Genomic DNA, 3,922 nt, shown 5'->3' with positions numbered 1-3,922 from the left:
AACAGAAAGTCATACCTTCCTTGATAATTAGAAATACTTTATTGCTTATTTTGTAACGAAAAATCAATAGTTTATTATTACTTTGGAAAAAGTGGTTTAAAGGTTAAGAGTTCAATAACTAATTTAATATCACCACTTTCTAAATTTTCTTTAAGTGCTGCACGATCTTGCATTGCTCCAGCATAGATAAAATAAGGAGAGCCAGAAAAAGCTGTGACTAAATTTTGACTTTCGCTTGAGTGATCATTATCAAGTACTACAAATTTACTCGGATTAACATCAAAAGAAATACTCGAAGCCATGGTTAGCAGCATAATAGCCGGTCCACCAATCGCAAAGAATAAGCGAATTTTGTCGCGTAACAGTTCACGTCCTTCGCGAATGGCAAATGCCCAAACTAAGGTGAACCATGTCCATAAGCCACTAGTAGCATTATTATTTTTGTGAGCATTTGAGTTAGTAGGCTCAATGGCTATTGGTTGAGGATTAATAATATCATCAGCATTCTCTTCTAAATAGGAAATAAATGCCTGTTCAAGAGTATCCGCTTGCTTACTAAGCCGTAAATTTTCCGGTGTATCTACCGCTAGAACTTTACCCCGATGCATTAAAGAAATACGATCACATCTTGCGGCTTCATTCATAAAGTGCGTCGTAATAAAGATAGTTATACGATCTTCTCGTGATAATTTAATTAAGTATTGCCAGAACATATCACGGGCAGCAGGGTCTACTCCTGAAGTTGGTTCGTCCAGAATTAACACTTCAGGATGATGTAAACAAGCAGCTGCTAATTGCAATCTTTGTCTGATTCCCAAGGATAAAGAAGAAGGAGTTGTATGAGCTAAATGCGTTAAATCAAATTGTGCCAACGAGCGATTAACATATTCTTGCCACTCTGGTTGCGGAATTTGATAGAGCTTAGCATGTAACATTAAATTTTGTTCTACGGTTAATTCTTCGTAGAGCGAAAAAGCTTGCGACATGTAGCCAACTTTTTTACGTGTTTCCATGTCATTAGCATCTAAATGTTTCCCTAAGAGTTTACAGCTGCCTGATGTCGGTTCTAATAATCCTGTAAGTATTTTCATAGTTGTAGATTTACCACAACCATTTGAACCAAGGAAGCCAAATATTTCTCCACGCGGGATAGTAAAACTAACATCATCGACCGAAGTAAAATTACCAAAACGTTTAGTTAAATTATGGGCTTCAATTGCAGGGATTTCTTTCTCATCTACTTGGAAAGGTGGAATAATTAGCCCTTGTTCTGCACCACGTTTTTCAGGAGGTAGAAGTTTAATGTATGCTTGTTCTAAGTTGGTTGAGTTAGTATTTGCCATCACTTCTAGCGTTGGGGCATTGGCTATAAGTTTTCCCTCATCCATAGCTAAAAGATGCTCAAATCCTTGCGCTTCATCAATATAAGCGGTTGCAACAATGACCGTCATCCCTAGAGTTTCTTTGCGTAAATCTTCGACTAGACTCCAAAACTGACGACGTGATAATGGGTCAACTCCTGTAGTTGGTTCATCAAGAATTAACAAATCCGGACTATGTACTAAAGCACAACATAGACTAAGTTTTTGTTTCATTCCTCCTGAAAGTTTACCAGCAGCACGTTGCGCAAAGGGTAATAATCCGGTTGCATTTAATAAACGCTTAATACGTTGTTCACGTGCTTGTTTATCTAAACCAAATAAACGTGCATGAAATTCAATATTTTCTAAAATCGTTAGCGTTGGATAAAGGTTCTTGCCTAAGCCTTGGGGCATAAATGCAATTTTATGCGCTAGTTCTTGGCGATGGATCGGATTAGCAATATCTTTGGCAAAAACTTTAATTTGTCCTTGCTGCAGTACTTTTACTCCAGCAATTAGAGATAATAAAGTAGATTTTCCAACCCCATCTGGTCCAATTAAGCCTATGGTTTTACCTTGAGGTATATCAAGCGAAATATTATTTAAAGCTTGTACTTGTTTATCGTAAATATGGCTTACGCCTGTTACTGATACTGCAATTTTATTTTCACTCATGATTAATACCTATTACGGTAATTTCACTTGGTATTCACTTGGCCAAGCTGCACTACTATCGTAACGTACATATCCCATGGCAGGCATGCCACTTTTTAAAAGACTACTATATTTTTGTGCCACGTCATGCGTAATTTGTAACTTAACTTTGAACACTAATTTTGTTCGTTCGTCAGCAGTTTCAACTGATTTAGGGGTAAATTGATTTTGTGAATCAACGTAGGTTACAGATGCTGGAAATACAGCGTCTACTCCATCTAAAATAATGCGTGCTTCTTGACCGATTTTTAATTGGTTAACTTGTTCCGTTGGTAAGAAAATATTAATGTATACGTTTGTTGGATCTAAAATGCTGGCAATTTTTGCTCCAGTTGCTACTACATTACCAGGATCAACTAAACGATATTCAATTCGTCCCGCAATTGGTGCGTTGATCGTCATATCTTGATCCATAGTTGAAGCAGCTTGTAATTGAGCATTGGCAGCACTAACTTGAGCTTGCGCTTGTGCCACTGCAGATTGTGCACTTTCGACCTGTGCTTTAGCAGAATTATAGTTCGCTAAATGTTGTTGATATTCTGTGCTCGAAATTAAATTATTTTTACGTAATTGACTAGCATTGGTATATTCTAAACGGGCAATTTTTAATTGCTGTTGTGCTTTATCCAAAGCTGCCTGTGCAGCAACAACAGCTTGTTGGGTACTTGTTACTTGTGCATGGGCATTTTCAAGTTGCGCTGTCGTTTGAGCACTTTGTAAAGTAGCTAAAGCTTGGTTTTGTTTAACAACTTCGCCCTCTTCAATCAGCACTTTCTCTACTTTACCTGAATATAAAGTTGCTACATCGATACGTTTAACAACAATCCGACCATTTTGCCCAGCTATCCCAGTTGGTAAGGCTTTAACTACATTGGTATATATGTAATAACCAGAGCCTAGTAGAATGAGAACTACGATCCCTATTAACAATCTAAGACGTTTATCCATAAGTTTGACCAAAAAGTTTAAATTGATTAAGTTCAAAAATAGACTAAGTTCAAAATATTTATTAACTATTGCGTAAATAATTATAGAGCTACTTAGAGCTTTTTAATACCAACACAGAATAGACTGAAAGTTAGGATAAGTATACAAAAATGTAATTTTTGTTTATTATTAAACTACTCATTTGCGCGTTGTTTAGCCAAAGCTAAATTTCTACTCAAATATTGTTAAATTTTTGTATATGTATACGTGAAAAATAAAAATTTACCTGTATATTAAGAATGTAGAAAAATATTAACCATAAACCTTATCACTATTACCTAAGAGCTTTAAATTCGACCGTAGTAGAGATTTAACTTACTAACAAACTATGCAAAACTTTTTACAGCAATTATTTGTACAGTTCAATCGTTTTCTTTCTTGGTTTAACTCTTTACCTAATTACGTAAGAATTATTGCTCTTGTCGTATTTTTTGCTTTAACTTTTAGATTCTTCTTAAAAGTAGCTTTCTATTTATTGGTAGCATTTGTTATTTGGTATGTCTACGAAAAATTCTTTCGTAAGCGCTAGCACAACGAGTAAAACGTAAAAAGACAAATCAACAAATAAATATTAATTTAAATTTTAGGGAACTAAGATAAATAAAAAACACATAGACTTAATAAGAAATTATTTTATTAATTAAATTTTGCCTAATATAAGCAAAAAATCTTTAATTTTTTGTTTCCTAAAAAACAAACACTTAGACAAAAACTTAAAAATATTTTTAAAAATCTCTTGCATTAGACTCTTTTCTGATCTATAATAGTCAGCGTTGAGGAAAGACAAGAACTTAAAAAAAAGATACTTCTTAAAGTTTTTGTGGATCTTGCAATAAGGTTTTTTATTGCGGGATGGAGCA

The 3,922-nt window shown here is 34.6% G+C and carries 1 protein-coding gene and 1 pseudogene; both read right to left on the bottom strand.

The genetic code is table 11. From position 1 onward, the window contains the following. Nucleotides 1-107: 107 nt before the first annotated feature. Nucleotides 108-2,036: pseudogene (locus CKF58_RS08215) on the bottom strand (ATP-binding cassette domain-containing protein); the annotation flags it as partial. Nucleotides 2,037-2,048: 12 nt separating this feature from the next. Continuing rightward, a complete protein-coding gene (locus CKF58_RS08210) occupies nt 2,049-3,023 on the bottom strand; it encodes an HlyD family secretion protein (RefSeq protein WP_119532770.1) in 975 nt (324 codons plus the stop codon). Nucleotides 3,024-3,922: the final 899 nt, after the last annotated feature.

Source organism: Psittacicella hinzii (assembly GCF_003585935.1).
Classification (GTDB): domain Bacteria; phylum Pseudomonadota; class Gammaproteobacteria; order Enterobacterales; family Psittacicellaceae; genus Psittacicella; species Psittacicella hinzii.
Note: the sequence above shows the minus strand (reverse complement) of the source record. Positions and strands in the feature narration are given on the sequence as shown.